20 protein-coding genes are annotated in these 25,061 nt (G+C 67.1%); 14 read left to right on the top strand and 6 right to left on the bottom strand.

Annotated features, from left to right (window positions below):
- The first annotated feature begins 1 nt into the window (after position 1).
- A complete protein-coding gene (locus N536_RS0125165) occupies positions 2-1,366 on the top strand; it encodes a hypothetical protein (protein ID WP_051574756.1) in 1,365 nt (454 codons plus the stop codon).
- A gap of 46 nt (positions 1,367-1,412) precedes the next feature.
- The gene (locus N536_RS0125160; RefSeq protein WP_029116155.1) at positions 1,413-2,228 is read left to right on the top strand and encodes a TIGR03620 family F420-dependent LLM class oxidoreductase; all 816 of its coding nucleotides are present in this window, start codon (positions 1,413-1,415) and stop codon (positions 2,226-2,228) included.
- Here N536_RS0125160 and N536_RS0125155 read toward each other — a convergent pair.
- A complete protein-coding gene (locus tag N536_RS0125155; protein ID WP_029116154.1) occupies positions 2,225-3,349 on the bottom strand; it encodes an FAD-dependent oxidoreductase in 1,125 nt (374 codons plus the stop codon). The genes N536_RS0125160 and N536_RS0125155 overlap by 4 nt on opposite strands.
- Before the next feature lie 64 nt (positions 3,350-3,413).
- On the opposite strand from N536_RS0125155, the gene N536_RS0125150 reads away from it, so the two are divergent.
- A complete protein-coding gene (locus tag N536_RS0125150; protein WP_029116153.1) occupies positions 3,414-4,016 on the top strand; it encodes a TetR/AcrR family transcriptional regulator in 603 nt (200 codons plus the stop codon).
- 3 nt (positions 4,017-4,019) lie between these two features.
- Here N536_RS0125150 and N536_RS0125145 read toward each other — a convergent pair whose 3' ends face one another.
- Together N536_RS0125145 and N536_RS0125140 are read right to left on the bottom strand one after the other, a co-directional pair.
- Positions 4,020-5,030: a PHP domain-containing protein gene (locus N536_RS0125145; protein WP_029116152.1), complete on the bottom strand. Its 1,011-nt coding sequence runs from the start codon at positions 5,028-5,030 to the stop codon at positions 4,020-4,022.
- A 21-nt stretch (positions 5,031-5,051) separates the two neighbouring features.
- Positions 5,052-5,624: a TIGR03086 family metal-binding protein gene (locus tag N536_RS0125140; protein ID WP_029116151.1), complete on the bottom strand. Its 573-nt coding sequence runs from the start codon at positions 5,622-5,624 to the stop codon at positions 5,052-5,054.
- 71 nt (positions 5,625-5,695) lie between these two features.
- Between N536_RS0125140 and N536_RS0125135 the strand changes: the two genes are divergently transcribed.
- Positions 5,696-6,544 (top strand): LLM class F420-dependent oxidoreductase, encoded by an 849-nt coding sequence (locus N536_RS0125135; protein WP_029116150.1) that lies wholly within the window; start codon positions 5,696-5,698, stop codon positions 6,542-6,544.
- A gap of 1 nt (position 6,545) precedes the next feature.
- On the opposite strand, the gene N536_RS0125130 is transcribed toward N536_RS0125135, so the two are convergent.
- A complete protein-coding gene (locus tag N536_RS0125130) occupies positions 6,546-7,331 on the bottom strand; it encodes a DeoR/GlpR family DNA-binding transcription regulator (RefSeq protein WP_029116149.1) in 786 nt (261 codons plus the stop codon).
- A gap of 138 nt (positions 7,332-7,469) precedes the next feature.
- Here N536_RS0125130 and N536_RS0125125 point away from each other — a divergent pair, with 138 nt between their 5' ends.
- From N536_RS0125125 to N536_RS0125080, 10 genes are read left to right on the top strand one after another with little or no spacing between them, the layout of a single operon-like run.
- Entirely contained in the window at positions 7,470-8,333 is an 864-nt protein-coding gene (locus N536_RS0125125; protein WP_029116148.1) for a class II fructose-bisphosphate aldolase, read from the top strand.
- A complete protein-coding gene (locus N536_RS0125120) occupies positions 8,330-9,679 on the top strand; it encodes a D-tagatose-bisphosphate aldolase, class II, non-catalytic subunit (protein ID WP_051574755.1) in 1,350 nt (449 codons plus the stop codon). The genes N536_RS0125125 and N536_RS0125120 overlap by 4 nt, the downstream gene beginning before the upstream one ends.
- The gene (locus N536_RS0125115) at positions 9,669-10,799 is read left to right on the top strand and encodes an SIS domain-containing protein (RefSeq protein ID WP_036437582.1); all 1,131 of its coding nucleotides are present in this window, start codon (positions 9,669-9,671) and stop codon (positions 10,797-10,799) included. Before N536_RS0125120 ends, N536_RS0125115 begins: the two co-directional genes overlap by 11 nt.
- Positions 10,800-10,805: 6 nt before the next feature.
- Positions 10,806-11,777, top strand: a complete 972-nt coding sequence (locus N536_RS0125110) for an N-acetylglucosamine kinase (protein ID WP_029116145.1) — start codon at positions 10,806-10,808, stop codon at positions 11,775-11,777.
- A gap of 20 nt (positions 11,778-11,797) precedes the next feature.
- Positions 11,798-12,751, top strand: a complete 954-nt coding sequence (locus N536_RS0125105; protein WP_029116144.1) for a DMT family transporter — start codon at positions 11,798-11,800, stop codon at positions 12,749-12,751.
- Between the two features lies 1 nt (position 12,752).
- Positions 12,753-14,063, top strand: a complete 1,311-nt coding sequence (gene melA, locus N536_RS0125100; RefSeq protein WP_029116143.1) for an alpha-galactosidase — start codon at positions 12,753-12,755, stop codon at positions 14,061-14,063.
- A gap of 59 nt (positions 14,064-14,122) precedes the next feature.
- The gene (locus N536_RS0125095) at positions 14,123-15,415 is read left to right on the top strand and encodes an ABC transporter substrate-binding protein (RefSeq protein ID WP_029116142.1); all 1,293 of its coding nucleotides are present in this window, start codon (positions 14,123-14,125) and stop codon (positions 15,413-15,415) included.
- 20 nt (positions 15,416-15,435) lie between these two features.
- Positions 15,436-16,329, top strand: coding sequence for a carbohydrate ABC transporter permease (locus N536_RS39375; RefSeq protein ID WP_036437580.1), 894 nt, complete (start codon positions 15,436-15,438; stop codon positions 16,327-16,329).
- Positions 16,326-17,234: a carbohydrate ABC transporter permease gene (locus N536_RS0125085; protein WP_051574753.1), complete on the top strand. Its 909-nt coding sequence runs from the start codon at positions 16,326-16,328 to the stop codon at positions 17,232-17,234. Before N536_RS39375 ends, N536_RS0125085 begins: the two co-directional genes overlap by 4 nt.
- A 26-nt stretch (positions 17,235-17,260) precedes the next feature.
- Positions 17,261-18,355: an ABC transporter ATP-binding protein gene (locus N536_RS0125080; RefSeq protein ID WP_029116140.1), complete on the top strand. Its 1,095-nt coding sequence runs from the start codon at positions 17,261-17,263 to the stop codon at positions 18,353-18,355.
- Between the two features lie 413 nt (positions 18,356-18,768).
- Here the strand turns inward: N536_RS0125080 and N536_RS0125070 are convergent, their stop codons facing one another.
- Together N536_RS0125070 and gltB are read right to left on the bottom strand one after the other, a co-directional pair.
- Positions 18,769-20,235, bottom strand: coding sequence for a glutamate synthase subunit beta (locus N536_RS0125070; RefSeq protein WP_029116139.1), 1,467 nt, complete (start codon positions 20,233-20,235; stop codon positions 18,769-18,771).
- Entirely contained in the window at positions 20,228-24,820 is a 4,593-nt protein-coding gene (gene gltB, locus N536_RS0125065; protein WP_155948713.1) for a glutamate synthase large subunit, read from the bottom strand. Before gltB ends, N536_RS0125070 begins: the two co-directional genes overlap by 8 nt.
- Positions 24,821-25,061: the final 241 nt, after the last annotated feature.

The raw sequence follows: 25,061 nt of genomic DNA, 5'->3' as shown, positions 1-25,061 counted from the left end.
TTTGATCGAACAAGCGCACCGTAAGCGGCGGCGCTGGCTGCTCATCGTCGGCGCACTCGTCGTTGTCGTAGTCGTCGCGGTCACCGGTGCCATTGGATGGTGGTTTACCGGTGGCGCCGAAAACTGGGCACGCTCTCGCTGGCAGCCGCCCAAGCAAGAACTGCTGTCGTCCATGGAGGTGCACCCCGTTCCGGGATGGACGGCCGATGCCACCGCCTTGGGATTACCGCCTGGGTCGAAAGTCACCACGGACGACACCCCCTGGCGACCTGGCCCCATCATCAAGACCCCGGATCATCGCGCCCTGCTTTTGGCCAGGAGTCCCGGCCCGAACGCACCACAGTGGTGGCTGACGGGTGTCGACGTCCGCGACGGACGTCCGTTGTTTCGGCCTGTCGCGCTCAACGCTGCGGTGGCAGCACCGGCCTGTTTTCTCAACGGGCCTGCGGTGACATGCATTTCCGAAGACCACACCTCAGCCACCGCGTGGGTCATCGACGGGCAAACCGGCGAACTGACATACAGCGGGCCGACAAACGTCCGCGTCATTACCGGCAAGCTCAAGGCTTCGCAGTTCGGCAACTACTTGGTCGCTGCGACGAAGGGCGAGGGCCTCTACGGCGTGGGACCCCATGGAGAGACCACGTGGTTCGTACCCGGCGCTGGCGTCGTCGCGGATCACGTCGGCGACGTCGGATTCGAAGGATCAGGCAGGGAGGGCTTGGTAACGATGTTCTCTCTTCAAGACGGCCGAGTTCTCACTCCTGAGTTTCCCGAAGGTGCCGACATGCGGTCGTCGGGCGCCTTCGACGGCGGGTTCGCAGCCGAATTCAGCGAGCGCCCAGGTGAGTCGTTCATCCAATTCTTCGACGGCATGGGCAGACTCACCAACAGGGAGCGCATCGACGGCCGACGAGTCGGTGGCACCACAGGAAACGTCACGGCGATCGTGCAGAGCGACGGCTTCGGGATTTACGGTCCCCGTGGCGACGAACTGCTCGACGTGTCCGGCGACCCGCCAAACGGCATGCAGCTCATCGGAACCACGCTGTGGATCGGGGAGAAGAGTCTCGTCGACGAATCCCACTTCCAGCCGTACGATCTTCGGACCGGCGACAAGGGCAAGCCGTGCGCATTCGACTTGATCAACGGCTATCTCGGCACCGACGGTTCGGTGTTCGTACGCTCGTCGTGGAACAAGAAATCCGACGACCTTGCGCAGGCCTACGACCTCACCACGTGCGACAAGGTCTGGTCGATCCCGAGAACCGTTGGATCCTCAGGCGAGGTGACCAGGATCGGCGACACCTTGGTCCGATTGTCCGACGATGGGACTGAATTGATGTCGCTGGTGGCGCCGAGCTAGAACGACGCTTGACCTCAACGGTTATTGAGGTCATACCGTTCGGTGCATGGTCGCAATGCAACTGGGACGCTTTGGTCTGACGGTCGATCCCGATGGGTTTGGCTCCGCTGCCGAACTCGAGCGCCTTGGGTTTACGACGCTGTGGATCGTCGGCGGTCAACTCGACCGGCTGGACCGGCTCAGCGACCTGATCCATGCCACCGAGCGCGCCGTGGTCGGCTCCGCGATCATCCCTCCGGAGGTGTACGACGCCGGGTCTGTGTCGGCGTTCTACCACCGGGTCGAGGACGTCACACCGGGGCGCCTGCTCGTCGGCGTGGGTTCGCCGCATTCCGCGAGGCCGTTGACGAAGCTGGCTGCCTACGTCGACCGGTTGGACGCCGACGGCGTTCCGGTGGATCGGCGCGTGTTAGCCGCGTTCGGGCCTCGGGCGCTGGACGTGGCACGGGAGCGGTTCGTAGGGGCGATGCCGGGACTGGTGACGCCCGACTACGTAGCGACGGCGCGCGATCGACTGGGCCCTGACCGCATCCTGTCGGTCGGGCTCTACGTGGTGTTGGACCGCGACGCCGACGCCGCCAGGGTGACCGGGCGCCAGCCGCTTGGCTTCCTCACCGGCCTGCCCGCCTACGTCAAATCGCTACGCCGCCAAGGTTTTACCGATGACGACATCGCTGGTTTGCGGGACGGGATGGTCGACGCCCTCGTCGCCTGGGGCGGTCCCGACGACATCGCCGAACGGGCCCGCGAGTTCCACGCCGCGGGTGCGGATCACGTCCATCTCACGGTGCTGACCGACGGGGACCAGCCTGCGGGTCTCACCGCGGCCGGCCTGCTGGCCCCGGCACTGGGTATCGCCTAGCGCCTACCGAACACCCGCCGTCCCGCGTCGACCAACGGCCACAGCCGCATGGCGGCGTTGCGCGCGAGAATCCCCGGCGCCGAGGCCGGCACGATGAGTCGGGAACTCGATCCCATCCACCGCTGCCGAGGTGTGACCAGCCTGCGGTGGTGCCGTTCGTAGCTGCGTAGGGCGGTCGCCGGGTCGTTGCGGTGCGCGGTGATGGCGTCGGCCAGTGTCGCACCGCCAGCGATCGCGAGGCTCGAGCCCTCCCCGAACAGGGATACGCACGACGCTGCGTCGCCGAGTAACACGATTCGACTCTTCGACCACTGATCGAGCCGAACCCGGCTGACGGAATCGAAGTAGACGTCGTCGGCAGTGCGGAGCAGTTCGAGCAGCTCGGGTACCCGCCAGCCCATACCGGCATACGCGGAGGCGACCACCTCCCGCTGCCACGCAGTGTCGCCGCGGTCGAGCCCCGGAACTTCCGGACTGCGGAAGATGAAGGCCGCACCGCCGCAACCGGTTACCGGATGGATGGTCACGGATCGCGCGGGCGCGTTGTGAATGAGGACGGCATGCTCGTCCTCGACCGCGCCGTTGAGCTCTACCGTGGCGACGTACAGGCCGAGGTGTTCGATGAAACCCGTCCCGAATACGAGTTCCCTTACCCGCGAATGCAATCCGTCGGCTCCGATGACGATGTCGAACCGGCGCGGCGGGGCGTGCTCGAAGGTGACGTCGACACCGTCGCCGTCATCCACCAGCGAAGTAACCGTGTCGCCGTACAGGAACTCCGCCGCAACGCCGCCCGCGTCGGCCAGGATGGTCGCGAGGTCGCTGCGGGGGATCTCGATACCGTCGCCCAGTTGCATCGGAATCCACCCGAGCCTGCGGCCGTTGCGGTCGACCGCGTAGCACCTGGTCGCCTGTGTCGCCGCAGCCCGCAGCCGTGGGAGCACTCCCATCCGTTCAACCACGTCGACCGCTGGGCCGCGTACGTCGACCGGATTTCCACTGGAACGCGCACCGTCGGCGCGCTCCACGACGGTCACTGCCAGCCCATGCCGCGCCAGCCAATGGGCCGCCGTCGAGCCGGCGATGCCTGCGCCGACGATCAGTACCGTCCGAACCGCCATCACTCGACCATACCTGCACTCGATGCAATTCTGCCATGAGTGCAATTTCTGTTACCGTGCTGGCATGCCCAATACGCTGCGCGAACGCAAGCGCGAGCGGACGCGAGCGGCGATCATCACGGCCGCAATGCAGCTGTTCGAAGCCCGCGGCTACGACGGAACCACCGTGGCCGACATCGCTGCCGCCGCCGACATTGGCACCCGAACCTTCTTCACCTACTTCGCCAGCAAGGAAGAACTGCTGTTCCCCGGCGCAGACAATCGGGTCCGTGCGGCACTCGACGCGATCGCGACACGCGGACCGGACGAGCGACCGAGCGACGTCCTGCTGCGTGCGCTGGGCACGGTGATGGACGCCGGCCATGACTTCGCCGACCCGGAGGGTGCGCTGCGGTTCCGGCTCATCCAGACGGTGCCGGCGGTGCGGGGACGTGCCCTGCAACTACAGCTCGACGCGCAACGTGAGATCGCTCGCCACTTGCGTGCGGCCTACCCCGACGACCTCGACGAGATCACGGCCGGGGCCATCGTGGGCGCGTTCGTCGGGTCCGTCGCTGGTGCGGTCCAGGCCATGGTCGACGCCGGAGGGTTTAGCGCTCCGGAAGCGAGGTCGGATGCGATCCGACGCGCCACTGACATCGCGCTGCGCCCGTGGCGTGACGGCTGAGCCTCAACCGCTCGACGACGTCCACTCCAGCAGCTTCTCCACCGGCCACGTGTTGACGATCCGCTCGGCCGGCACGCCGTTGTCAACGGCGCGTTGGGCACCGTAACCGAGGAAGTCCAGCTGGCCCGGCGCGTGCGCGTCAGTGTCGATGGAGAAGTCGCACCCAATCTCCAGCGCCAGCTTCAGCAACCGGGTCGGCGGATCCCGTCGTTCCGGTCGCGAGTTGATCTCCACGGCGGTGCCGTGATCTCGGCATGCGGTGAACACCTTCTCGGCGTCGAACTTCGACTCCGGTCGCTGGCCGCGGGTCCCCGTCACCAGCCGGCCGGTGCAATGACCGAGCACGTCGGCCTGGCCTCCCGACACCGCACGCACCATGCGGCGCGTCATCGACGCTTCGTCCATCTTCAGTTTCGAGTGCACGCTGGCGACGACGACGTCGAGGCGGTCCAGCAGTTCGGGCTCCTGGTCGAGGCTGCCGTCGTCGAGGATGTCGACCTCGATGCCGGTCAGAATCCGCATCGGTGCGAACTGGTCGCGCAGCTCGTCGATCACGTCGAGTTGCTGCCGAAGCCGTTCCGGCGACAGCCCATTCGCGATCGTCAGCCTCGGCGAGTGATCGGTCAACGCGCAGTACTCGTGCCCGAGAGCCTGGGCCGCGGCCATCATCTCGGGGATCGGCGCCGACCCGTCCGACCAGTTGGAGTGCAGGTGCAGATCGCCCTTCAGTGCGGCGCGGATCTCACCGCCACCGAGATCGACTGCGGCTGCCCGTAATTCGACCAACACGTCGGGTTCCCGTCCGGCCCACGCCTGGGCGATGACCTTCGCGGTCTTCGGCCCGATGCCCGGCAGTGACTGCCAGCTGTTGGCCTGACCGTGCTTCTCGCGTTGAGCGTCATCGAGCCGCTCGACGGTGTCGGCGGCGTTGCGGTACGCCATCACCCGGCGGGGCTCCTCGCGGGCACGGTCCTTGTAGAAGGCGATTTCACGCAGCGCGGCTACGGGATCCATGCATCCAGTGTGCCCCGTTGGCTAGGGCCGCCACCCGGGATCGCGGCCACTCAGCCCCAGCGCCCGCTCGAAGACGGGCGCGTCGTCCGGAACTGGGACGGCGGGGCCGAACAACCCCTCGACGGGGCCGTCGGCGGCGAACGAGGCGACTTGGTCGTACACCGCCTGCGCCACGTCGTCGTCCACCTCGTAGTCCTGCCCGGTGGATCGCGCGATGTCCCAGCCATGGATCACCACCTCCCCGAGCGCGACCGCTCCCGCCATGTCGCCGGGCATGTCGACGCCGCCGACGCGGGTCATGCCGTCCCACGCCGCCGGGTCCTGCCACGCCTGCGCCAGATCCGCCAGCGCGGGCGGATACCCGCTGCGCCAGTCATCGGCCAGGGGGTAGCCGCCGTGACCAGGGGGCGTGTCGGTGAGCTCCCCGAAGTTCCGGCGAGCGCCTGCCGCGAACGCCGCCGCGAGCCCGCCGACATGCGCGACCACTTCGCCCAAGGACAACTTCTCGCACGGTGTCCGTCCGCCGAGCTGGTCATCACGGACGCCATCGAGGAGCTTCGCCGTGCGGATACATGCCGAGGTCATATCGATCATGTCCATACCGACCAGCGTCACACAGGAAACTCATCGGGAAGTCTCGGTGCGAGAGGTCTACGCTTGATCGAGTGCGATTCGCGTTCAAGACATCCCCCCAAAACACCACATGGTCCGAGATGCTGCCGATCTGGCAGACCGCCGACGACATCGACGTCTTCGAGTCAGGCTGGACGTTCGACCACTTCTATCCGATCTTCTCCGACTCCACCGGCCCGTGTCTGGAGGGCTGGATCACGCTGACGGCGTTGGCCCAGGCCACCACCCGGCTGCGCGTCGGCGTCCTCGTCACCGGCATCCACTACCGCCACCCCGCCGTCCTGGCCAACATGGCCTCGGCGCTCGACATCGTTTCCAACGGCCGGCTCGAGCTCGGCATCGGCGCCGGCTGGAACGAGGAGGAGTCCGGCGCTTACGGCATCGAACTCGGCACCATCAAGGAGCGCTTCGACCGCTTCGAGGAGGCCTGCGAGGTGCTGACCGGCCTGCTCACCAAGGACACCACGACGTTCGACGGCAAGTACTACCAGCTCAAGGACGCACGTAACGAACCCAAGGGCCCGCAACAGCCGCACCCGCCCATCTGCATCGGCGGCAGCGGCGAGAAGCGCACCTTGCGGATCACCGCGAAGTACGCCGACCACTGGAACTTCGTCGGCGGGACCCCGGAGGAATTCGCCCACAAGCGCGACGTTCTCGCGTCCCACTGCGGCGACATCGGCCGCGACCCCAAGGAGATCACGCTGTCCGCGCACGTCCGGCTCGGCGAGGACCGCGACTACGCGAAGGTGGTGGGCGAGGCCGGGGCGCTCGGCAAGGAAGGTCTGGATCTCGCGATCATCTATCTGCCGCCGCCGTACGATCCAGCCGTGCTGGAACCGCTCGCCGAGACGATCAGGGATTCGGGGCTGGCCACGTAGCTCAGGTATCTCCGACGTCCACGACGTGGACCTGCACACCGGCCGCCGCGATCCGCTCCAGCTGTTCGGGATCGGCGGTGGAATCGGTCACCAGGTGATCGATCTGGCTCGGGGTGACCATTTTCGCGAACGTGATCTTGCCGATCTTGGAGCCATCGACGGCGACGACGACGCGCTGAGCATTGGTGGCCATGGCGATCGCCGTGCGCGCCTCCGCTTCGTCGAACGTCGTCGCCCCGATCTCCGCGGACATCCCGTCGGCGCCCAGAATCGCGGTGCCGACGGTGATCACCTGAAACGCATGCTCGGACATCGGACCAACGGCCTCAAGGGAATTCGCCCTCACCAGCCCGCCCGTCGCGATGACCTTCAGGTGCGCATCGACCGCGCAGTCGGCGGCGATCGTCAGCGAGTTCGTCACGATCGTCATGTTCGGCCTGCCCTTCAGCGACCTGGCCACCTCGCCGGTCGTGACGCCCCCCGTCAGCGCGACGGCCTGCGGTCCGGCGGGCACCAGCGCGGCGGCGTGCTGGGCGATCCGTCGTTTGATGGCGACCATCCGGTGGTCGCGTAGGCGCACCGGTATCTCGCTGCCGCTGGGGTCGAGGGCGCGGGCGCCGCCATGTGTCCGCACCAGCAGACCCTGCTCCTCCAGCTCGCTGAGATCGCGGCGCAACGTCGCCGCCGACACGCGCAGCTCGGTGCACAGCACCTGGGAAGCGACTTCACCACGGTCGCGAAGCAGTGCGAGCACTTCGCGCATGCGGTCCGTGCGCTTGATCGACATCGCTGACGTCTCCTTGGGACGACGGTGGGCGCAATCAGTTTTCCTGATCGTTTTGCCGTTTGGCATTGCGCGTTTTGAGCGATCTTCCCATGATCGACGAATGCACCCGACGTCCGGACCGAAACAGCAGGTGACGACGTGACTCTGGCCGCCACCGCCGACCTCGTCACCGCGGCATCGACCGCAGGCACCGCGGTCCTGGCGTTCAACGCGATCACCATCGAGCACGCCGAGGGCATCGCCGACGGCGTTGAGCGTGTCGGGGCAGCCGCGGTAATCCAGCTCAGCGAGAACACGATTCGCTTCCACGGCGGTCGGATGGCTCCGCTCATCGCGGCCTGCGCGCAGATCGCCGCCCAGTCGTCGGCCAACCTGTCGATCCATCTCGACCATCTGCAGGACGTGGCGCTCCTGACCGAAGCGGTCCAGTCAGCCACTGACCTCGGAGTCACGTCGATCATGGTCGACGCCGCACACTTGTCGTATCGGGACAACGTCGAGCGAACCCGCTCGTTCACGCGCGACGCCCACGCCGCAGGGCTGTGGGTGGAAGCCGAACTGGGCGAAATCGGCGGCAAGGCCAACGCCCATGCCCCGGGAACCCGCACCGATCCGGCCGAGGCCGCGGCCTTCGCCGGTGACACCGCCGTGGACGGTCTGGCCGTCGCCGTCGGCAGCAGCCACGCGATGACGACCCGCAACGCCCAACTCGACCTGGGGCTGATCGCCGCGCTGGCCGCCGACGTGGCGATACCCCTGGTGCTGCACGGATCCTCGGGCGTGCCCGACGATCAACTCCGCCGCGCCGTCGAGGCGGGGATCCGAAAGGTGAACGTCGGAACGGCACTCAACGTCGCCTTCACCGCGGCCATCCGCGACGAGCTGGCCGCCAATGCCGGCTCAACCGACCCACGCAACTTTCTCGCCGCCGGCCGCCGGGCCATCGGCGACACCGTCGCCGATCTGTGCCGCGCTGTCGTCGGGGAGCGGGTGGCGCGATGAGCCGATCTGCAGCTACGTTCGCGGGTCCGGTCAGTCTCCTGACCGAGACGATCAAGCGACACAAGGCCGGCGAACCCGTCGGCGTCTACTCGGTGTGTTCGGCGCATCCGACCGTCGTGCAAGCCGCCATCGCGCAGGCCGCCACTGACGGCAGTTACGTACTCATCGAAGCCACCTCCAATCAGGTCGACCAGTTCGGCGGCTATACCGGTCTGCGTCCGGCGCAGTTCCGCGACCTGGTGTTCGGCATCGCCGACGAGTGCGGATTCGACCGCGGTCGCATCGTTCTGGGCGGCGACCATCTCGGACCCAACCGTTGGCAGCACGAATCCGCCAGTGCCGCAATGGCCAACGCCGAGGTGCTGATCACGAGCTACGTCGAGGCGGGATACGCCAAGATCCACCTCGATTGCAGCATGTCCTGCGCCGACGACCCTGCCGTGCTTCCCGACGAGGTGGTCGCGGCCCGCACCGCTCGGCTGTTGCGGATCGCCGAAGAAGCGGCGCGCCGCGTCGGCTCCGACGGCCCCGTCTACGTCATCGGCACCGAGGTGCCGGTTCCCGGCGGGGCACACGAAACGCTGAGCCACCTCACGCCGACGCCTGCCGACCGGGCCCGGCGGACCATCGACGCCCACCGGACGGCCTTCGCCGAACTGGATCTGGACGACGTGTGGCCCCGCGTGGTGGCGCTGGTGGTGCAACCCGGTGTCGAGTTCGACCACCTCAACGTCATCGACTACGCGCACGGCGCCACCGGCGAGCTGCGACGCGTGCTCGACCCCGAGCCCAACTTGGTCTTCGAAGCACACTCCACCGACTATCAGCGGCCGGCGCAGCTGCGGGAGCTCGTCGAGGACCACTGGGCCATCCTGAAGGTCGGTCCCGCACTGACTTTCGCGATGCGCGAAGCGCTGTTCGCGCTGGCCCGGATCGAGTCCGAGCTGCTCGCACGTCCGTCACGGTCGAACCTCATCGAGGTCATCGAACGACGCATGCTCGCCGATCCCACGCACTGGCAGGGCTACTACGAAGGTGACCCACTCGTCCAGCGCACCGCGCGGCGCTACAGCTACAGCGATCGGCTGCGCTACTACTGGGCCGACGCCGAAATCGACTCGGCGCGAAGTACTCTGCTGACCAACCTGGACCGCATCGGCATTCCGTTGCCGCTGCTCAGTCAGTTCCTACCCCTGCAATACGACCGGATTCGCGCCGGCCGCCTCGAAACCACCGCGCAGGCCATCGTGATCGATCGAATCCGCGATGCCCTACGCCCCTACGCCCTCGCGTGCAGGGCAGCCGATCCCCAAGACCACAGCACTGGAGCAGCCGATGACGCCTAACTCTCCCATTCCCACCCAAGAAGACGGTGGCGCAACGATTCTCGAGATCGGGCAGCAACCCGACGCATGGCGTGAAGTCGCGGGCAGCACCGATGAGCACGCGGCCGCTTTCCTGCGTGGTGTCCTGAGCCGACCCGACCTTCGGATCATCCTCACGGGTGCGGGCAGCTCCGCGTTCGCCGGCGAGATCGCCGCACCCGCGCTGCGCCGCCACCTCAACCGGCGCGTCGAGGCCGTCCCGACCACCAGCATCGTCGCCAGCCCCCTCGACCACCTCGAGCGTCACACGCCGACGCTGATGGTCTCGTTCGGCCGGTCCGGCAACAGCCCCGAGAGCCTGGCGACCACCGCACTCGCCGACGAATTCATCGACGACGTCTGGCATCTCGTCCTCACCTGCGACCGCGACGGGCAACTGGGCCGCGCGCACGCAGGCCGGGAGAACTCGCTGGTCGTCTACATGCCGGAACGCACCAACGACGTCGGCTTCGCAATGACCTCCAGCCTGACGTCGATGTTGTTGTCCTGCCTGCTGATGCTGGGACCGGCCGAACGCAAAGACGCCGAGGCCCTAGCCCGGGCCGCCGAGCACGTCATCGGCCTGCAGCCCGAGATCCGCACGCTCGCCCAGACCAAGAAGCAACGCTTCGTGTATCTCGGTGCCGGACCCCTGGAGGGCCTCGCCCGCGAATCAGCCCTCAAGCTCCTGGAATTGACCGCCGGTGAAGTGGTGACCTACTTCGATTCACCGCTCGGATTTCGCCACGGACCCAAGTCGGTACTCGACGCGGACACGCTCGTCGTCGTGTACGTCTCGACCGACCCATACACCCGCCGCTACGACCTCGACATCGTTCGCGAGATCCGAGAGCAACTCGGCCCGGACGCCGTCACGGTACTCAGCACCGAACCGATCCCCGCGGAGTTGGGCGATGCCGTCGTCCTGCCCGGGCTGCACGGCATGGACGACTCGGCGGCGGCACTGGCCTATCTGGTGTTCGCGCAATACCTCGCACTGTTCACCGCCCTGGAATGCGGCAAGACACCGGACAATCCCTTTCCGGACGGCGAAGTCAGCCGTGTCGTGCGCGGCGTGACCATCTACCCGACGGAGAAGTGATCGACCATGAGCGCCTACTACCTCGGGGCTGACGGCGGAGGGTCCAAGACGGCGTTCGCGCTCATCGACGCCGATGGCCATGTCGTCGCCCGCACCACCGCGCCGAGTTCCTATTACTTCAGCGAGGGCTTTCAGGTCGTCGAACGCGTACTCGCCCAAGGCGTCGCCGACATCTGCGCGCAGGCGGGCATCGACACCGCGGACATCGCCGCGGCGTTCTTCGGCATCCCCGGCTATGGCGAGGCAAGCGGTGACATCGAACGGCTCGATGCCGTGCCGCGCACCGTCCTCGGCCACGACCGGTACAGCTGCAACAACGACATGGTGTGCGGGTGGGCCGGATCGTTGGCCGGCGAAGACGGCATCAACGTCATCTGCGGCACGGGATCGATGACCTACGGCGAACGCCAAGGCAAGGGGCACCGGGTCGGCGGCTGGGGCGAGCTGTTCGGCGACGAGGGTTCGGCGTATTGGATTGCCACGCAGGGCCTCAACGCGTTCAGCCGGATGAGTGACGGCAGGCTGCCGCGCGGGCCGCTCTACGAGCTACTGAGGGAGCGCCTGCAGATCGCCGGAGACCTCGACGTCGTGAGCCTGGTCATCGACGAGTGGGGCGGCAACCGCGGCTCGATTGCCGCGCTGGCGACCACGGTGTGCGAGGCCGCCCGCCACGACGACGTGGCCGCGGGCATTCTGGCCGCCGCTGCCGAGGAACTGGTGACGCTGATCGAAACGACCCGCGTGCTGGTCGGTTTCGGCGATCACGAACCGGTGCCGGTGTCCTACTCGGGCGGCATGTTCTCCGACGACGGCTTCTTGGCGCTGTTCCGCACCGCCCTGCAGACGCTACCGGCGAAGTACGACCTGCAGCGTCCGCTGCTCGATCCGGCCGTCGGCGCCGCCCTGTACGCCGCCAAGCACAGCGGTCATCCGCTGTCCCCCGGCGCCGTCCACCAACTCAGCACCACCCGACCATGATTCGACGTGGTGAAGTCACGATGACCGATACACCGACGACCAAGAACACCCGCAGTTGGATGTTCTACGCCGCCCTACTGGTCTTGTTCTGGGGCGTATGGGGAGCGTTCTCCGCGCTTCCCGCCACCAAATACGGCTACCCCAACGAGATGATCTACGTCATCTGGGCCGTGACGATGATCATCCCCGCCGCCTTCGCGCTGCGCGGGCAACGCTTCGACCGGCGGCGCAGCGCCGCGGTCTACGGCCTGCTCATCGGACTGACCGGCGCCGGCGGCCAGCTGCTGCTGTTTCAGGCGTTGACCATGGGCCCCGCCTACCTGATCTTCCCGATCGTCTCGATCTCGCCTGCGATCACGGTCGTGATGGCCATGGTCCTGCTGCGCGAACGCATCAGCACGCTAGCGGCCGTCGGGCTCGTCGCGGCCCTCGCCGCGATCGTCCTGTTCAGCATCACCAGTGCCTCGCCCGACGACTCGTCGGGCCCATGGTTGCCGCTGGCGATCCTGATCTGCGTGGCGTGGGGCGTGCAGGCGTACTTCATGCGCAAGACCGCGACGATCGGGGTCAACGACGCCACCACCTTCGGCTGGATGGCGATCAGCGCTCTCGCCCTGATTCCGGTAGCCCTGTTCACCCTCGGCGGCCTGCCCCTCGACTTCCCCTGGCAGGCACCGGCACTCACGGCAGCCACTCAGCTGCTCAACGCCGTCGGCGCGCTGTTCCTGGTGATGGCGCTCAGCCGAGGGAAGGCCGCCATCGTCGCACCAACGACCAACGCGCTCGCCCCGGCGCTCACCATCGTCATCTCGCTCGTCGCCTACCAGACGTTGCCCACTCCCTACGGCGCCATCGGGATCGTGCTGGCACTCGTCGGTTCCACGCTGATGGTCTACAGCGACGAGAAACGCGGCGAAGCACTCACCGACGCCGTGCTGGACCAGCCGGCCGAGCGCGCGCAACCGAGGAAGTGACATGAAACCCACGATCGTCATCATCGGCGCAGGCAGCGTCGAGTTCACCCGCGAGCTGCTCGGCGACGTCTTCTCGTTTCCGGAACTCGGGGCCGTGCGAGTCGTGTTGCACGACATCGACACCGAACGTCTCGAGACCGCGGAGGCCATCGCGCGCGCGACGGCGCGTGCAGCCGGCGCGCAGCCCGAGATCGTCGCCACCACCGATCGCCGCCGCGCCCTCGACGGCGCCGACTACGTCATCAACGTCATCCAGGTCGGCATGCACGAGGCCACGGTGCGGGATTTCGAGATTCCCGCGAAGTACGGTGTGCGCCAGACGATCGGCGACACCATCGGGATCGGCGGCATCTTCCGCGGGCTGCGCACCTTCCCCGTCCTCGCGGCGATCGCCCGCGACATGGAGCAGGTGTGCCCCGACGCGTGGTTGCTCAACTACACCAACCCGATGGCCATGAACGTCACGTTCCTGCGCCACGTCGCTCCGCGGCTGAAGGTGCTGGGGCTGTGCCATTCGGTGTACTGGACGATGGTGGGCCTGTGCGAGCTCGTGGACGTCCCGTTCGACGAGGTGTCGTACTGGTCCGCAGGCGTCAATCATCAAGCGTGGGTGCTGCGTTGGGAGCGTGAGGGCCAGGACCTGTATCCGCTGCTGGACCGGCGGATCGCTGCGGATCCCGAGTTGCGCCGACGGGTGCGGGTCGACATGTACCGCAGGCTCGGCTACTACCCCACCGAGACGAGCGAACACTCCAGTGAGTACGTTTCGTGGTATCTGCGCCACGCCGACGAGATCGACCGGCTGCGGATCAACGTCGGCGAGTACGTCTCGATCAGCGAGGCCAACCTGGCCGAATACGCCCGGGTCCGTGCGGAATTGGCCAACACCGAGACACTCGGCATCGACACCGGGTCGACGGAGTACGCACCCCAGGTGATCCACTCGCTCGAGACCGGCACGGTGCGCGTGATCTCCGCCAACGTCGCCAACGAGGGGCTGATCACCAACCTGCCCGACGGCCTGGCCGTCGAAGTCCCCACGGTGCTCGACGCGCTGGGTGCGCACCCCATGAAGGTGGGCGACCTCCCACCGCAGTGCGCCGCACTGAACCGCGGATTCCTCGGCCCCGTCGAGCTGGCAGTCCGGGCGGCCGTCGACGGGGATCCGCGCCTGGTGCGGGCCGCGGCCATGGTCGACCCGAACACGGCAGCCACGTTGACCGTCGACCAGATCTGGAATCTGTGCGACGAACTGACGGCGGCGCACGGGACGCTGCTGCCCGAGGCGCTACGCGCGCCATTGACGCTGTGAGAGGTGCCATCCGACATGCTCCAAACCGCTCAGCCGCCGCCAACGAAGGAGTACCAACCGTGAATCGCCAACGACGCCAACGACTCTGCATCGCCCTGGTCGCGGTGCTTGCCCTGCTCCTCAGTGCCTGCGGTGGAGGCGGATCGTCGTCCTCCTCCGGGCCCACCAAGATCGTCGTCTGGCACGGGTACCAGGACACCGAGGGCGACGCGTTCAAGTCCCTCATCGACCAGTTCAACAAAACCCACCCCGACATCGAGGTCAGCGAGCTGTACTCCAGCAACGACCTGGTGTTGCAGAAGGTTCTGACCGCAGTGCGCGGCAACAGCGCGCCCGACGTGGCCTACATGTTCGGGTCGTGGTCGCCGAACATCGCGCAGATCCCGCAACTCGTCGACATGTCCCAATACGTTTCGGCGCCGGACTGGAAGTGGGACGACTTCTACCCCGCCGAACGCGAGGCGGCGACGGTCGGCGACAAGGTCGTCGGCGTGCCGGCGCTGGTCGACAACCTCGCGATCGTCTACAACAAGAAGCTGTTCGCCGACGCCGGGATCGAACCGCCGACCGCGAACTGGACGTGGGACGACTTCCGCACCGCTGCAGCCAAACTCACCGATCCCGCCAAGGGGCAGTACGGCTGGCTCATCCCCGCCGACGGCAGCGAGGACACCGTCTGGCACTACGTTCCGATGCTCTGGGAAGCCGGCGGTGACATCCTGACGCCGGACGAGCAGCACGCCGCGTTCAATTCCCAGGCGGGCGTCAAGGCGCTGACGGTGTTGCAGCAGATGGCCGTCACCGACAAGTCGCTCTATCTGGACACCACGAACGAGAACGGCCCCAAGCTGATGAACAGCGGCAAGGTGGCGATGCTCGTCACCGGTCCGTGGGACCTCAGCTCGTTGTCCGACATCGAGTACGGCGTGCAGGTGCTGCCCACCTTCGCCGGTTCGACGGGTGGCCATCAGACGATCTCCGGCCCCGACAACTGGGTGGTCTTCGACAACGGCGACAAGAAGAAGCAAGCGGCGGTCGACTTCGTCAAGTGGCTGACCGCTGCCGATCAGGTCAAGTCGTTCTCGCTGGCTACCGGCGATCTGCCGACCCGCGCCTCGGTGGGCCAGGACCAGGCGTTCGTCACCAAGCTCAACGACCAGCTGCCGGGTAGCGGCATCTTCGTGGAGAACCTGTCCAACGTGAAGAAGGCCAGGCCCACCGTCGAGCAGTACCCCGCGGTCTCCGAGGCGCTGGGTCAGGCGATCGTGTCCGTCATGCTCGGCAAGGACCAGCCGGCCGACGCACTGAACGCCGCGGCGAAGGCCGCGGACGCGGCACTGGCCGCGAAATAGCCGTGGCGGAGGATGGGTAGATGGCTTCGTTCCTGGGGCGTCTCGGCCGCTCGGACAGCGTGAACGGGTGGGCGCTGGTGAGTCCGGCGGCGGTGCTCATCGGCATCTTCGGGCTGCTGCCGGTCGTCATGTCCCTGCAGCTGTCGTTTCAGCACTCCGACCTGCTCACCCCGGAGACGCCCTGGGTCGGTTTCGACAACTACCGGAAGCTGGCCGACGACCCGGTGTTCGTGGAGGCGATCAAGCACACGATCGTCTACACGGCCCTCTTCGTCCCCGGCACCATGCTGGTGGGCCTGTTCGTCGCCGCGGCGATGAACAGGTCGCTGCGGTTCATCTCGGTGTACCGGACGGCCGCGTACGTCACGATGGCGGTCTCGACGATCTCGCAGGGCATCATCTTCCTCTGGCTGACCGACCGTGACTACGGCCTGGTGAATGCGGCGCTCAACGTGGTCGGGGTGCCGTCCCAGCCGTTCCTGGCCTCGCCGTCGCAGGCACTGTTCGTGATCGTGGCAACGACGATCTGGGGGTGGACCGGATTCTCGGTGATCGTCTATCTCGCTGCACTCCAAGGAGTTCCGCCCGAGCTGCACGAGGCGGCCGCGATCGACGGTGCCACCGCGTTCACCCGGTTCCGCACCATCACCGTGCCGATGCTGGGTCCGGCGAACCTGTTCCTGCTCGTCTGGCTGACGATCAATGCGCTGCAACTGTTCGACGAGGTCTACGCCACCACGCGCGGCGGACCGCTGCGCGCGACGACCGTGATCGTCTACTACCTCTGGGACAGGGCCTTCGTGCACTTCGACGCCGGATACGCCGCGGCGATGGCCTACGCGCTGTTCGTCGTCATCCTGCTGATCACCGCCGTGCAGTTCCGGCTTGCCAGGAAGCACGTGCACCACTCGTGACGACGCTACGAATTCCTCCCACCGAAGCGCCTGCGCCGCAGACCCCTTCGCCGACGCGACGACCGAGGCTGAGGCTGCCGTTCAGCCCGTGGCACCTGGTCCTCATCCCGCTGACGTTCCTGCTGATCGTCCCGCTGCTGTGGATGCTCGTCACGTCGTTGGAGACGGAGGGCGAGGCCAACCACTTCCCGCCGGTGCTCTTGCCGGCACGGCCGCGCTTCGAGAACTACTCGGAGGCATGGGCCGCGGCGCCGTTCGGGCACTTCTTCCTCAACAGCGCCCTGGTCACGTTGGTGGTTCTCGTCAGCAACCTCATCGTGTGCAGCCTCGCGGGATACGCATTCGCGCGCATCCGATTCCTCGGCCGCGGAGCGCTTTTCGTCACCCTGATGGCAACGCTGATGGTGCCGTTTCAGGTCACGATGATTCCGGTGTTCCTGATCGTGAAGTGGTTCGGCGACAACGTGTGGGAGGTGCTGGGCATCGACCACATCGGCGCGTTGATGCTGCCGAACCTCGCGACGGCGTTCGGCATCTTCTTCCTGCGCCAGTTCTTTCAGACGGTTCCCGTCGAGCTCGAGGAAGCCGCCAGGGTCGACGGCACGTCACGGCTGGGCGTGCTGTTCAAGATCGTGTTGCCGCTGTCCCTGCCGGCGATGTCGACGTTGGCCGCCCTGACGGTCCTCACCTCGTGGAATGACTTCCTGTGGCCGTTGATCGTCATCACGTCGCAGGACCAGATGACGATTCCGTTGGGGCTCAGCTACTTCCAGGGCGCGCACCGGGTCAAGTGGCCGCTGCTGATGGCGGCCAACGTGATGAGCCTGCTGCCCATGCTGCTGGTGTTCATCGGCGCGCAGCGGTACTTCGTCCAGTCGGTGGCCAGTACCGGTGTCAAGGGCTGACCGGTGACAGCGAGAGAGGAACGACGTTGGCAGAGGTAGAGTTCCGCGATGTCACGCGGCGTTACGCCGGAGGTGTGTCCGCCCTCAAGGGCCTCAATCTGACGGTCGCCGACGGGGAGTTCCTGATCCTGGTCGGACCGTCGGGATGCGGCAAGAGCACCGCCCTGCGCCTGCTGGCCGGTCTGGACAAGCCGACGTCCGGCGAGCTGCGGATCGGCGGCACGGTGGTGAACGGGCTTGCGCCCGGGCAGCGCGACATCGCGATGGTGTTTCAGAACTACGCGCTGTATCCGCACATGACGGTGTATCGCAATCTCGCCTACGGCCTGCGGCAGCGCAAGACGCCACGGCGCGAGATCGAGCAGCGGGTCCGCGAGACGGCCGATCTGCTGCAGATCGGCGAACTGCTCGACCGCAAGCCCGGCCAACTCTCCGGCGGACAGCGGCAACGGGTCGCGATGGGCCGCGCGCTGGTGCGCAAGCCGCAGGCCTTCCTGCTCGACGAGCCCCTGTCGAATCTCGACGCGAAGTTACGCAACCAGGTCCGCGGCGACCTCAAGCGGCTGCACCGCGAGCTGCCGGTGACCTCCATCTACGTCACCCACGACCAGGTCGAGGCCATGACGCTGGGTGACCGGCTGTGCGTGATGTCGAATGGCGAAGTGCAGCAGATCGGTTCGACCGACGACATCTACAACCGGCCGGCCAACACGTTCGTCGCGGCGTTCATGGGCAGCCCGCCGATGAACCTGGTGCCTGGCGTCATCCGCGGCGGAATCCTGCACGTCGGCGGTGCGCCGCTGGCGACGGTCGCCGAACCCGACGGCCCGGTCACGGTCGGGGCACGCCCGGAGCATCTGCAGTTACACACCAGCTGGGTCGACGGGATGGTGCCCGCACGGGTCGACTTCGTGGAGCCGCTCGGCAGCCACGTGCTGGTGACCGCGCTCGTCGACAACGGGGACGGATCCGGGGAGACGCGGGTAATCGTGCAAGCGCCCGCCGGCCTGGTGCTGGAGTCCGGCACCCGCATCGGCCTCGCCATGGCGCGCGAGCGGACGTACTTCTTCGACGCCGAGACCGGCGACGCGCGCCGCAGCCGCGAGCGCATCTCGCTGTGAGGTTCAGGGATGGTTACTGACGATCAAGTAGATATAGCGGCTAAGCAAACAACCGCCGGTCCGGCGCAACCGCCGAAGGGTCGAGGTCAGACGCCGTAGCGGACGAGTTCGGCCGCGGTGATGAGGCGCTCTTGCTTGGCAGGGAATTCGCGACACTTCACCGGGTGACGAAGATATGACCAGGCGATTCGCGTGATCCGCGATTGGGACAGCGGGTTGATATACACCGTTTTCACTCCTGCGTCGGTTGTCTACACCGTGGGGTCAGACTAACGCAAGACCCCCGCGCCTTCATTAGATACCTGTGAACTGGCTAACACCACAAGGCGCGCCGAACAAATAATCTGATGTTTCTGGTGTGACTACTGTGACTAATGGGGCTTAGCGGTGCAGTCCGCTCTTCGCGCAAGCGCTCATCGCTGGGGCGCGGCGGTCGGCGCGATCGGCGCCGGAAGCGCGGTCTGGCCCATCAGGTAGCGGTCGACGCCCGCGGCCGCGGCGCGACCCTCGGCAATCGCCCACACGATCAACGATTGCCCGCGACCCATGTCGCCGGCAACGAAGACACCGGGCACCGACGTCTGGAAGTCGTCGTTGCGCGCCACGTTTCCGCGGTCGGACAGTTCGACGCGGAGGTCGTCGATCAGCCCCGCCTTCTCCGGGCCGACGAAGCCCATCGCCAGCAGCACCAGGTCGGCCTCGAGGTCGAAGTCGCTGCCCTCGGTCTTGACGAACTTGCCGTCCTGCATCGTCACCTCGTGCACCCGCAGCGCGGTGACACGGCCATCGGTGCCGACGAACTCCTCGGTGTTGACGGAGAAGACGCGCTCGCCGCCCTCTTCGTGCGCGGACGCCACCCGGTACATCAGCGGATAGGTCGGCCACGGCGTCGACTCGGCCCGGGTCTCCGGCGGCCGCGGCATGATCTCGAACTGGTGCACGCTGGCGGCACCTTGACGATGTGCGGTGCCGAGGCAGTCGGCGCCGGTGTCGCCACCGCCGATGATGACGACGCGCTTGCCCTTGGCGGTGATCGGCGGCTCGCCGTCGACGCCGAGCACCGGATCGCCGTTCTGCACGCGGTTGGCCCAGGGCAGGTACTCCATCGCCTGGTAGATGCCCTCGAGGTCGCGCCCGGGGATCGGCAGGTCACGCCATGCGGTCGCGCCGCCGGTGAGCACCACGGCGTCGAAGTCGGCCCGCAGCTGCTCGGCGGTGATGTCGACGCCGACGTTGACGCCGGTCCGGAACTGCGTGCCCTCGGCCTCCATCTGCTCGAGGCGGCGGTCGATGTGGCGCTTCTCCATCTTGAACTCGGGGATGCCGTAGCGCAGCAGGCCGCCGATGCGGTCGGCGCGCTCGAACACCGTCACGGCGTGCCCCGCCCGGGTCAGCTGCTGCGCGGCCGCGAGCCCCGCGGGCCCCGACCCCACGACGGCGACGGTCTTGCCGGTGAGCCGGTCCGGCGGCAGCGGAACTACCCAGCCCTCGTCGAAGGCGTTGTCGATGATCTCGACCTCGACCTGCTTGATGGTCACCGGATCCTGATTGATGCCGAGCACGCAGGACGCCTCGCATGGCGCGGGGCACAGCCGCCCGGTGAACTCCGGGAAGTTGTTGGTGGCGTGCAACCGCTCGATGGCGTCGCGCCAACGGTCGGTGCGCACCAGGTCATTCCACTCGGGAATGAGGTTGCCCAGCGGGCAGCCGTTGTGGCAGAACGGGATTCCGCAATCCATGCAACGGGAGGCCTGCTCCCGCAGCGTGTCGTGGGAGAAGTCCTCGTAGACCTCTTTCCAGTCGCGAAGGCGCAGTGGGACGGGCCGCCGCTGCGGGGTCTCGCGGTGGGTGATCTTCAGGAAGCCGCGTGGATCAGGCATTGGCCGCCGCCATGATCGCCGTGTCGACGTCCTCGCCCGTGCGCTCGGCCTCCGCGATCGCCACCAGCACCCGCTTGTAGTCGCGCGGCATGACCTTCACGAAGTGCTTGACCTCGGCCTCCCAGTCGGACAGGACGCGTTGGCCGACAGCCGAATCCGTGGCATCGACGTGCGCAACGAGCATGCCCCGCAGCCACTCGACGTCCTCGCCGTCGAGCGCATCGAGTTCCACCATCCCGGTGTTCAGATTGTCCGGGAGTGCACCCTGCGGGTCGTACACGTAGGCGATGCCGCCCGACATTCCCGCCGCGAAGTTGCGGCCGGTAGACCCGAGGATGACGACCTTGCCGCCGGTCATGTACTCACAGCCGTGGTCGCCGACACCCTCGACGACCGCGTGGGCGCCGGAGTTGCGTACCGCGAACCGCTCACCCACCACACCGCGCAGGAAGGCCTGCCCGCTGGTGGCGCCGAACAGGATCACGTTGCCTCCGATGATGTTCTCCTCGGCGACGAAGTCAGCGGGCGCGCCGTCCGACGGTCGCACCACGAGCCGTCCACCGGACAGGCCCTTGCCCACGTAGTCGTTGGCGTCGCCATACACCCGCAGCGTGATGCCGCGTGGCACGAAGGCGCCGAAGCTGTTGCCCGCGGAGCCCTCGAACGTGATGTCGATGGTGCCGTCCGGAAGTCCTTGACCGCCATGGGCCTTGGTCACCTCGTGGCCCAGCATCGTGCCGACGGTGCGGTTGACGTTGGCGATCGTGGTGGAGAACCGCACCGGGGTGGCCGAGTCGATGGCCTCGCGACTCATGACGATCAGCTGCTGATCCAGAGCCTTGTCCAGACCGTGGTCCTGGCGCGAGCTGCAGTACAGGTCCTGGTTCATGAACGCCGACTCGGGCTCGTGCAGCACCGGCGCCAGGTCCAGCTTGCGGGCCTTCCAGTGCTCGGCGGCCTTCGTCGTGTCCAGCGCACCGACCTGGCCGACCATCTCGTTGACGGTGCGGAAGCCCAACTGCGCCATCAGTTCCCGGACTTCCTGGGCGATGAACATGAAGAAGTTCTCGACGAACTCGGGCTTGCCGTTGAACCGCTGGCGCAGCACCGGATTCTGGGTCGCCACACCGACGGGGCAGGTGTCGAGATGACACACCCGCATCATGATGCAGCCCGACACCACCAAAGGTGCTGTGGCGAAGCCGAACTCCTCGGCGCCGAGCAGCGCGGCGATCACCACGTCGCGCCCGGTCTTGAGCTGGCCGTCGACCTGCACCACGATCCGGTCGCGAAGTCCGTTGAGCAGCAACGTCTGCTGCGTCTCGGCCAGGCCGAGCTCCCACGGCGCACCCGCATGCTTCTGTGACGTCAGCGGCGTGGCGCCCGTGCCACCGTCGTGCCCGGAGATGAGCACGACGTCGGCGTGCGCCTTCGAGACGCCCGCGGCAACGGTGCCGACGCCGTTCTCGCTGACCAGCTTGACGTGCACGCGTGCCTGCGGATTGGCGTTCTTCAGGTCGTGGATCAGCTGCGCCAGATCCTCGATCGAATAGATGTCGTGGTGCGGCGGCGGCGAGATCAGCCCGACGCCCGGGGTCGAGTGCCGTACCTCGGCCACCCACGGGTACACCTTGTTGCCCGGAAGCTGGCCACCCTCACCGGGTTTCGCGCCCTGGGCCATCTTGATCTGGATGTCGGTGCAGTTGGTCAGGTAGTGCGACGTGACGCCGAACCGCGCGGACGCCACCTGCTTGATGGCGCTGCGCCGCCAGTCGCCGTTCTCGTCGGGGTCGAAGCGGCTGACGTGCTCGCCGCCCTCACCCGAATTCGACCGTCCACCAAGGCGGTTCATGGCGATGGCGAGCGTCTCGTGCGCCTCGGCGGAGATCGAGCCGTAGCTCATCGCCCCGGTGGAGAAGCGCTTGACGATCTCACTGGCAGGCTCGACCTCGTCGATCGGCACTGGCTGCCGGCCAAGCTCCTTGAACTTCAACAGCCCGCGCAGCGATGCCATCCGCTTGCTCTGGTCGTCGACCAGCTTGGTGTACTCCTTGAAGATCGAGTACTGACCGGTGCGGGTCGAGTGTTGCAGCTTGAAGACGGTGTCCGGGTTGAACAGGTGGTACTCGCCCTCTCGGCGCCACTGGTACTCGCCGCCGACCTCGAGCTCGCGGTGCGCGCGCTCGTCGGGGCGGTCCAGGTACGCCAGCGCGTGCCGGGAGGCGACGTCGTCGGCGATGTCGTCGAGGTCGATGCCGCCGACCGGGCAGTGCAGCCCGGTGAAGTACTCGTCGAGCACCGACTGGCTGATGCCGACCGCCTGGAACAGCTGGGCGCCGGTGTAGGACGCCAGCGTCGAGATGCCCATCTTGGACATCACCTTCAACACGCCCTTGCCGGCCGCCTTGACGTAGTTGGCCTTGGCCTGGTCGCTGCTGATGCCCTCGATGGCGCCGCGGTCGACCATGTCCTCGATGGACTCGAACGCCATGTACGGGTTGATCGCGGCGGCGCCGAAACCGACCAGGCACGCCATGTGGTGCACCTCGCGGGCATCGCCTGCCTCCACGACGAGCCCGACCTTGGTGCGGGTGCGGTCGCGGACGAGGTGGTGGTGCACGGCCGAAACGCTCAGCAGCGACGGGATCGGCGCCATCGATTCGTCCGACTCGCGGTCGGACAGCACGATGATGCGCGCGCCGTCGCGGATGGCGGCCGAAACCTTGGCCCGGACGTTGTCGAGGGCCTCCTTGAGGCCCTGTCCGCCGCGGTTCACCGGATACAGGCAGCGAATCACCGCGGCCCGCATGCCGTGCTTGTGCCCACGGATCTCGTGGTCGGGATCGACGCAGATCAGCTTCGACAGTTCGGCGTTGCGCAGGATCGGCTGGGGCAGCACGATCTGGCGGCACGACTCGGCCGTCGGGTTGAGCAGGTCGCCTTCCGGGCCGACGGTGCCCGACAGGCTGGTCACCACCTCTTCGCGGATGGCGTCCAACGGCGGGTTCGTCACCTGGGCGAACAGCTGCTGGAAGTAGTCGTAGAGCATCCGCGGCCGGTCCGAGAGGACGGCTACGGGCGTGTCGGTGCCCATCGAACCCAGCGCTTCGACGCCGGTGCGCGCCATCGGTCCCACCAGGAGGTTCAGCTCCTCGTAGGTGAAACCGAAGATCTGCTGCCGCAGGACGACGCGGTGGTGCGGCATGCGGACGTAGTCGCCGGGGGGAAGGTCGTCGACGTGGAACAGGCCGGCGTCGAGCCATTCCTGGTACGGGAGCTCGGCGGCCAGTTCGGCCTTGATCTCCTCGTCGTCGACGATGCGGCCCTTCGACGTGTCGACCAGGAACATGCGGCCGGGCTGCAGGCGCAGCTTCTTGACCACGGTCGACGGGTCGAGGTTCAGCACGCCCGCCTCGGACGCCATGACCACCAGGCCGTCGTTCGTCACCCAGATCCGGGACGGACGCAGGCCGTTGCGGTCGAGCACCGCGCCGACCACGGTGCCGTCGGTGAAGCACACCGACGCCGGGCCGTCCCACGGCTCCATCAGCGACGCGTGGTACTCGTAGAACGCGCGCCGGGCCGGGTCCATCGACTCGTGGCGTTCCCACGCCTCCGGGATCATCATCAGCACGGCGTGCGGCAGCGAGCGTCCGCCGAGGTGCAGCAGTTCGAGCGCCTCGTCGAAGCGCGCGGTGTCCGAGGCGCCCGGCGTGCAGATCGGCACGATCTTGTCGATGTCGTCGTACGAGCCGAAGACGTCGCTGCGGATCAGTGCCTCACGGGCCCGCATCCAGTTCTCGTTGCCGGTGACGGTGTTGATCTCGCCGTTGTGGGCGACCCGGCGGAACGGGTGCGCCAGCGGCCACGACGGGAACGTGTTGGTCGAGAAGCGCGAGTGCACGATGCCGAGCGCGCTGGTCAGCCGTTCGTCCTGCAGGTCCAGGTAGAACGCCTTCAGCTGGGGCGTGGTGAGCATGCCCTTGTAGACGAAGGTCTGGCCGGAAAGGCTTGGGAAGTAGACGGTTTCACGTCCGGGGCCGTCCTGGCCGGGACCCTTGGTGCCGAGCTCGTGCTCGGCACGCTTGCGCACCACGTAGGCGCGTCGCTCCAGGTCCATGCCCTCGGCTCCGCCGATGAAGACCTGGCGGAAGGTCGGCATCGCGTCGCGGGCCAGTGCGCCGAGCGAGGAATCGTCGGTCGGCACGTCGCGCCAGCCGAGCAGGGTCAGGCCCTCGGCCTCGACGATCTTGCCGACGGCCTCGCAGGCAGCCGCGGCGTCCTTGGCGGACTGCGGGAGGAAGGCGATGCCCGTGGCATAGCTGCCCGGCGCGGGGAGCTCGAAGTCGCCCTGTTCGGCGACGACCGCCCGGAGGAACTCGTCGGGCACCTGCAGCAGGATGCCTGCGCCGTCGCCGCTGTGCTGCTCGGCGCCTGCCGCGCCGCGGTGTTCCAGGTTCAGCAGGGCCGTGATGGCCTTGTCGACGATGTCGCGGCTGCGACGTCCGTGCATGTCGGCGATCATCGCGACACCGCAGGAGTCGTGCTCGTATGCGGGGTTGTACAGCCCGGCCTTACTGGGCATTCCCACCTAACCCTTCACCGTCACGAAAGCTGTGTGTATGGCAGCCGTCGACGACGGCGTATGCCTGGCTTGGCGATGGGGTGCCTGCGTGCAGCACTGAACGGCGGGCTTTGTCCCACTCGCCACAAGTGTTGAAACGATATGACAAACACCGCCTGACATGCCAACTTAGTCAAGCCTAACTATCGCCGTTCGGTGGCCGATTCAACATCAGGTGCAGCCGGGCGTTTTCGCGGTTAAG

Origin of the sequence: Mycobacterium sp. URHB0044, assembly GCF_000620625.1 — a bacterium.
GTDB lineage: Bacteria > Actinomycetota > Actinomycetes > Mycobacteriales > Mycobacteriaceae > Mycobacterium.
The sequence above is the reverse complement of the archived record's forward strand: the minus strand, read 5'-3'. Positions and strand labels throughout refer to the sequence as shown.

Coding starts and splice junctions, on each gene's coding strand:
- N536_RS0125160 (WP_029116155.1), top strand. CDS start 1,413: ATGGTCGCAATGCAACTGGGACGCTTTGGTCTGACGGTCGATCCCGAT.
- N536_RS0125155 (WP_029116154.1), bottom strand. CDS start 3,349: ATGGCGGTTCGGACGGTACTGATCGTCGGCGCAGGCATCGCCGGCTCG.
- N536_RS0125150 (WP_029116153.1), top strand. CDS start 3,414: ATGCCCAATACGCTGCGCGAACGCAAGCGCGAGCGGACGCGAGCGGCG.
- N536_RS0125145 (WP_029116152.1), bottom strand. CDS start 5,030: ATGGATCCCGTAGCCGCGCTGCGTGAAATCGCCTTCTACAAGGACCGT.
- N536_RS0125140 (WP_029116151.1), bottom strand. CDS start 5,624: ATGATCGATATGACCTCGGCATGTATCCGCACGGCGAAGCTCCTCGAT.
- N536_RS0125130 (WP_029116149.1), bottom strand. CDS start 7,331: ATGTCGATCAAGCGCACGGACCGCATGCGCGAAGTGCTCGCACTGCTT.
- N536_RS0125120 (WP_051574755.1), top strand. CDS start 8,330: ATGAGCCGATCTGCAGCTACGTTCGCGGGTCCGGTCAGTCTCCTGACC.
- N536_RS0125115 (WP_036437582.1), top strand. CDS start 9,669: ATGACGCCTAACTCTCCCATTCCCACCCAAGAAGACGGTGGCGCAACG.
- N536_RS0125110 (WP_029116145.1), top strand. CDS start 10,806: ATGAGCGCCTACTACCTCGGGGCTGACGGCGGAGGGTCCAAGACGGCG.
- N536_RS0125105 (WP_029116144.1), top strand. CDS start 11,798: ATGACCGATACACCGACGACCAAGAACACCCGCAGTTGGATGTTCTAC.
- melA (WP_029116143.1), top strand. CDS start 12,753: ATGAAACCCACGATCGTCATCATCGGCGCAGGCAGCGTCGAGTTCACC.
- N536_RS39375 (WP_036437580.1), top strand. CDS start 15,436: ATGGCTTCGTTCCTGGGGCGTCTCGGCCGCTCGGACAGCGTGAACGGG.
- N536_RS0125070 (WP_029116139.1), bottom strand. CDS start 20,235: ATGCCTGATCCACGCGGCTTCCTGAAGATCACCCACCGCGAGACCCCG.
- gltB (WP_155948713.1), bottom strand. CDS start 24,820: ATGCCCAGTAAGGCCGGGCTGTACAACCCCGCATACGAGCACGACTCC.